The organism is Tepidimonas sp., from assembly GCF_029335975.1.
Taxonomy (GTDB): domain Bacteria; phylum Pseudomonadota; class Gammaproteobacteria; order Burkholderiales; family Burkholderiaceae_C; genus Tepidimonas.
Genome location: NZ_JARJMT020000157.1, coordinates 1 through 6,317, shown reverse-complemented (window position 1 = coordinate 6,317; position 6,317 = coordinate 1). Strand labels below are relative to the sequence as shown.

The 6,317-nt window shown below is 62.6% G+C and carries 6 protein-coding genes; all 6 read right to left on the bottom strand.

Annotation, left to right across the window (positions count from 1 at the left end; all coding sequences use genetic code 11):
- Positions 1 to 15 precede the first annotated feature (15 nt).
- Complete coding sequence (locus P3W97_RS08995) at positions 16 to 669, bottom strand: NUDIX hydrolase (protein WP_300845973.1); 654 nt, start codon at positions 667 to 669, stop codon at positions 16 to 18.
- Positions 670 to 686: 17 nt separating this feature from the next.
- Positions 687 to 986, bottom strand: coding sequence for a DUF2818 family protein (locus P3W97_RS08990; protein ID WP_300845971.1), 300 nt, complete (start codon positions 984 to 986; stop codon positions 687 to 689).
- Between the two features lie 19 nt (positions 987 to 1,005).
- On the bottom strand, positions 1,006 to 2,487 hold the full coding sequence (gene nuoN, locus P3W97_RS08985) for an NADH-quinone oxidoreductase subunit NuoN (protein WP_300845969.1): 1,482 nt from the start codon (positions 2,485 to 2,487) through the stop codon (positions 1,006 to 1,008).
- A 36-nt stretch (positions 2,488 to 2,523) separates the two neighbouring features.
- Positions 2,524 to 3,999: an NADH-quinone oxidoreductase subunit M gene (locus tag P3W97_RS08980; protein WP_300845967.1), complete on the bottom strand. Its 1,476-nt coding sequence runs from the start codon at positions 3,997 to 3,999 to the stop codon at positions 2,524 to 2,526.
- A gap of 13 nt (positions 4,000 to 4,012) precedes the next feature.
- Positions 4,013 to 6,043 (bottom strand): NADH-quinone oxidoreductase subunit L, encoded by a 2,031-nt coding sequence (gene nuoL, locus P3W97_RS08975; RefSeq protein ID WP_300845965.1) that lies wholly within the window; start codon positions 6,041 to 6,043, stop codon positions 4,013 to 4,015.
- 31 nt (positions 6,044 to 6,074) lie between these two features.
- Positions 6,075 to 6,317: NADH-quinone oxidoreductase subunit NuoK (gene nuoK, locus P3W97_RS08970; protein WP_300845963.1), on the bottom strand; the 243-nt coding region annotated here is incomplete at its 5' end.

Below are 6,317 nucleotides of genomic sequence, written 5' to 3'. Positions count from 1 at the left end.
CCAGATCGAGCACCTTCATGGACGCCCCTGCGCCACAGTCTGCACGACCGCCGACTCGTCACGCCAAGCCTCGGCCGGCCGCCACTGCAGTGGACTGGCGCCAGTCGCCACGTTCTGCCACCACAGCAGCGCAGCCAGCGTTTTGCCATCGGTGACCTCGCCGCGCCAGACGGCATCCAACAACGTCGCCGGACTGACTGCCAACACGTCCAGAAATTCCCCCTCGTCGAGCCGGCGCTCGCCCGCGCACAGCGCGCGGGCAAACCAGATCTCGATGACCTCGTCCGAATACCCGATGGCAGGATGCAGCACGCCCGCGCGCGCCCACTCACCGGCTTGGTAGCCCGTTTCCTCGCGCAACTCGCGCGCGGCGCAGACAAAGGACGACTCACCCGCATCCCGCTTGCCAGCGGGGAACTCGATCATCGCGCGCCGCACCGGATAGCGGTACTGTCGCTCCAGCACCAGCCGTCCATCTGCCAACATCGGCACGATCAGCACCGCGCCGGGATGTTGCAAATACTCACGTGCAGCCTCGCGACCATCGGGCAATTGGACACGGTCTCGGCACAGCGACAGAAAATGCCCCTTCCACACCGTCGAGGTCTCGCGGCAGACTTCGACCAGGTGCGCAGGATGTCGTTCGGGGACGAGCGCGACATCGGACACCGTGTCCCTCCCGGCTTTCAGCGGCGCATCAGGTAGCGGAACACGAACCCCGGAAAGGCCAAGGTCAGGAACATCGACGCCGTCACGGCATAAAACTCCCATCCCTGCGGGTAAATCTGCCCGAGGTTTTGCTCCAGCCCCAGGGCCACGGCCCCGACGATGAAATACAGCAACACCAACTCGCCCACCCGTCCCCATAGCGGCTTGACACCGCCGCGCACCGGCCACAAGACCATCCAGCGCTCGTTGACGAAGGGCAAATTGGCACCTACGATTGCCAAGGCAATCACCAGGCCGACGGCCAAATCCAGACTCATGTCGCGACTCTAACGCGCCTCACAAGACCGCGCGCACGGCCTGGATACACAGCGTCATCAGTCCCCCGGGCAGCAAGCCCAAGATCAGGACCAGCGCCCCGTTGACGGACAACACCGCACGGACCTGCAGCGGCGCCTGGATCGGTGCCGTCTGCGTCGGCGCATCGAAATACATCACCTTGACCACGCGCAGGTAGTAGAACGCACCCACCAGCGACGCCAGCACGGCGAACACCGCCAGACCGACGTAGAGCCCGCCTCCCGCCGCCAGCAGCGCCTGCAGCACGGCCAGCTTGGCGTAGAAGCCGACCAGCGGAGGCACCCCCGCGAGTGAGAACATGCATGCCGCCAGCACCCTGGCATACAGCGGGCTGCGCTGGTTGAGACCGGCAAAGTCGGCAATCTCCTCCGACTCGAAGCCTTCGCGCGCCAGCAGCAGCATCACGCCAAAGGTCGCCAACGTGGTCAGGACATAGGTCACGACATAGAACATGGCCGCGCCGAACGCCCCGCCCATGCCGGTGCGGTCCCCGGCAACCACGCCGCCGACCAGGGCCAACAGCATGAAGCCCATCTGCGCAATCGTGGAAAACGCCAGCATCCGCTTGAGGTTGCTCTGGGCCACTGCCGCCAGGTTGCCCACCAGCAGCGACGCCACGGCCAGGAAGGCCAGCATCTGCTGCCAATCCGTCGCTACCGCGGGCAGTCCCTCGGCCAGCAGCCGCACCACAATCGCAAAAGCGGCCAGCTTGGGCGCGCCGCCGATCAGCAGCGTGATCGACGTGGGCGCGCCGTGGTAGATGTCCGGCACCCACATGTGGAAGGGCACCACGCCCAGCTTGAACGCCAGCCCCGCCACCACGAACACCACGCCGAGCATCAGCACCTGCGGCTGGCCTACCCCGGCCTCGATGGCCCGCGCTACGTCGGAAATAGCCAGGCTGCCGGTGGCCCCATAAACCAGCGACAGGCCATACAGCAAAAAGCCGCTGGCCAGCGCCCCGAGCACGAAATATTTCATCGCTGCCTCGGTTGCACGCGCATCGTCGCGCCGCAGCGCCACCAGCGCATAGCTGGACAGCGTCAACAGCTCCAGCCCTAGGTAAATCACCAAGAAATGGTGACCGCTGATCATGATGAACATACCCAGCAGCGCAAACAGGGACAGCGTGAACAGCTCGCCACCGCGCAGCATGTCGCGCGCGCCGGCGTAGGGCCGCGCGTAGACCAGGGTCACCATCAGCGCCACGGTGGCGAAGCACTTCAACCACGCGGCCATGGGGTCACTGACGATCATCCCGCCAAAACCCGTGAGCGTCTGTCCACTGACAGCCAGATAACCTTCCAACACCGCGACCACGGCCAGCGTGAGCTGCGTGAGGCGGAAGGTCGCATCGCGCAGCGGGGTATCGACGAACAGATCGTAAAGGGCGATCACACACGCCATCCCGAGCAGCAACAGCTCGGGAGTGGCTGTGGCCCAGCTGACAGTATCAATCATGTGACGAACGCTTTCTCGAATGGTTGGCCAGCACGGTCAGCCCAGCTTGGATACGGCCACGTGCTGGAGAAGCTGCTGTACCGCCGGATCCATCGCGTCAGTGAACGGCTTGGGATGGATGCCGAAGTACAGCACCATGATCGCCAGCAGGGCCAGCATCAGAAACTCACGCGCATTGATGTCCTTGAGGGCCTTGACATGTTCGTGCACCGGCGCGCCGAGATAGACGCGCTTGAACATCCATAGCGAGTATGCGGCCCCAAGGATCAGCGATGTGGCCGCCAGCAGCCCGACCCAGAAGTTGGCTTTGACCGCCGCCAGGATCACCATCCACTCGCCGACGAAGCCCGCCGTGCCCGGTAAACCGGCATTGGCCATCACGAACAGCAAGGCAAAAGCACCGAAGGCCGGCATGGTGTTGAGCACACCGCCGTAATCGCGGATCTCGCGCGAATGTACCCGGTCGTACAGCACGCCGATGCACAGGAACATCGCCGCAGACACGAAGCCGTGGGCAATCATCTGCACGATGGCACCCGACAGCCCCAGGTCATTGAACACGAAAAAACCCAGTGTCACAAAGCCCATGTGCGCCACCGACGAGTAGGCCACGAGCTTTTTCATGTCCTGCTGCACCATCGCCACCAGGCCGACATAGATCACCGCCACCAGCGACAGCGCGATCATCAATCCTGCCCACTCATGGGCTGCATCCGGCGTAATCGGCAGCGAAAAGCGCAGAAAACCATAGGCCCCGAGCTTGAGCATGATGGCCGCCAGGACGGCAGAGCCGCCGGTGGGCGCCTCGACGTGCACATCCGGCAGCCAGGTGTGCACCGGCCACATGGGTACCTTGACCGCAAACGCCGCCAGGAAGGCAAAGAACAGCGCCGTCTGCACACCTGCGGCCAGCGGCAGCTTGTGCCATGTCGCCAAATCGAAACTGCCGCCCGAGGCGTTGTACAGATACACCAACGCCACCAGCATCAAGAGCGAGCCCAGCAGGGTGTAGAGGAAGAACTTGAACGCCGCGTAGATCTTGTTCGGCCCCCCCCAGATACCGATGATGATGTACATCGGGATCAGTGTCGCCTCGAAGAAAATGTAGAACAGCATCGCATCCAGCGACGCAAACACCCCGATCATCAGACCGGACAGGATCAGGAATGCGCCCATGTACTGGTGCACGCGCTCGGTGATCACCTCCCAGCCGGCGATCACGACGACGACCGTGATGAACGCCGTCAACAGGATCAGCCAGAGCGAAATCCCGTCCACCCCCAGGTGGTAGTGGACATTGAAGCGCTCGATCCACGGCGCCTTCTCGACAAACTGCATCGCGGCGGAGCCAACCTCAAAGCCGCTGTACAGCGGCACGGTCACGACCAGCCCCGTCAGCGCGCCAACGAGCGCCAGCCAGCGCACCGTGTTGGCGTGCTCGTCGCGCCCAATGGCGAGCAGCACGACGCCAAAAAAGATCGGCGTCCAAATCGCAAGGCTCAACAAACCCATGCTGTCGTTCTCCTTATTTGGCGAGCCAAACGAAATAGGTCATGAAGGCCAGGACGCCAAGAATCATCACGAAGGCGTAGTGGTACAGGTAGCCGGTCTGCACACGGCGCACCACTCCCGCGAGCGCCCCGACGACTTTCCAGCTCAGGTTGACGACACCGGCCTCGATCACGCCGCGGTCGCCTCCCTTCCACAATCCGACCCCGATGCCACGCGCCGCGCGCGCGATCACGTGCTCGTTGATCCAGTCCATGTAGTACTTGTTTTCCAGCACCACCACCAGCGGCCGCAGCGCCTGGGCGATGCGGCCAGGTAGATCCGGGCGCACCATGTACAGGTACCACGCCGACACCGCCCCGGCCAGCGCTAGATAGAACGGCGGCGTGCTCAAGGCGTGCAGCGCCATTGCCAGCGGGCCGTGGAAGATTTCGGCGAACTTGGCCATCGCGGGGTGCTTGTCGGCGTGCACCTCGATCGAAGCGGCAAGGAAGTCGCCGAACAGCATCGGCTGGACCGTGAGGTAGCCGATCACCACCGAGGGCACCGCCAGCAACAGCAGCGGCGCGGTCACCACCCATGGCGACTCGTGCGGCTTGTCGTCGCCGTGGCCGGCGTGGTCTTCATGGTGGCCGTGGTGCGCCTGCGGGTTGTGGTCATAGCGCTGCGTACCGTGGAAAACCAGGAAATACACCCGGAATGAGTAAAACGCCGTCACGAACACCCCGGCCAGCACGGCAAAGTAAGCCAAGCCCGAGGCCGGCAGGTTGCTGAAGTGCACCGCCTCGATGATCGCATCCTTGGAGTAAAACCCCGAAAACAGCGGCGTACCGACCAAGGCCAGTGTGCCGAGCAAAAACGTGATCCAGGTAATCGGCATGTACTTGCGCACACCGCCCATGTAGCGAATATCCTGATTGTGGTGCATGCCGATGATGACCGAGCCGGCCGCCAGGAACAGCAGCGCCTTGAAGAACGCATGCGTCATCAGGTGGAACACCGCCACCGAATACGCCGACGCGCCCAGCGCCACCGTCATGTAGCCCAGCTGCGACAGCGTCGAGTACGCCACCACGCGCTTGATGTCGTTTTGGATGATGCCAAGGAAGCCCATAAATAGCGCGGTGATGGCGCCGATGACGAGGATAAAGTTCAGCGCTGCGTCCGACAGCTCATAGATTGGCGACATGCGTGCGACCATGAAGATGCCGGCTGTCACCATCGTCGCGGCGTGGATCAGCGCCGAAATCGGCGTCGGGCCTTCCATGGAGTCTGGCAGCCAGACGTGCAGCGGAAACTGCGCACTCTTGCCCATCGCGCCGATGAACAGGCAGATGCCGATCACCGTGACCAACATCGCCTCCTGCCCGAAGACGTACCACGGGAACTCGATCGTCGCGAGCTTGTCGGCCTGGTCGAAAATCTCGTTGTAATTCAGCGTGCCAGTGTAGGCCGCCAGCAGCCCGATACCGAGGATGAAGCCGAAATCGCCGACTCGGTTGACCAGGAAAGCCTTCATGTTGGCAAAGATCGCCGACGGTTTGTTGAACCAGAAGCCGATCAGCAGGTACGACACCAGGCCCACCGCCTCCCAGCCAAAAAACAGCTGCAGCAGGTTGTTGCTCATGACCAGCATGAGCATCGAGAAGGTAAAGAGCGAGATGTAAGCGAAGAACCGGTTGTAGCCCGGGTCGTCCTCCATATAGCCGATGGTGTAGATGTGCACCATCAGTGACACGAAGGTCACCACGCACATCATCATCGCCGTCAGGCCATCGACCAGGAAGCCGACCTCCATCTTCAGGCCGCCAATGACCATCCACTGATATATGGTCTGATCGAAATACGCCCCGTCGAGCGCCACGCGCTTGAGCGTGATCGCCGAGAGGATGAACGAAACCAGCACACCCAGAATGGTCAAACTGTGCGACCAGCGCCGGCCGATCCAGTTACCGCCAAACTTGGTACCGAATATGCCGGCGGCGGCGGACCCGATCAACGGGGCCAGTGGCACCGCCAGCAGCATGCTTGCAGAGAGGGTCGTCATGGTGAAGGTCGCGTGGTATCCGGAATGCGCCTTAACCCTTGAGGGTGTTGAGCGCCTGGACGTCGATCGACGACTTGTTGCGGAACAGCAGCACCAGGATCGCCAAGCCAATGGCCGACTCCGCCGCTGCCACGGTCAGGATGAAAAACACGAATACCTGCCCGTGCAGATCGCCCAGGTAGTGGGCAAACGCCACGAAATTGAGGTTGACGGCCAGCAGCATCAGCTCGATGGCCATCAGCAGCACGATCAGGTTTTTGCGGTTGAGGAAGAT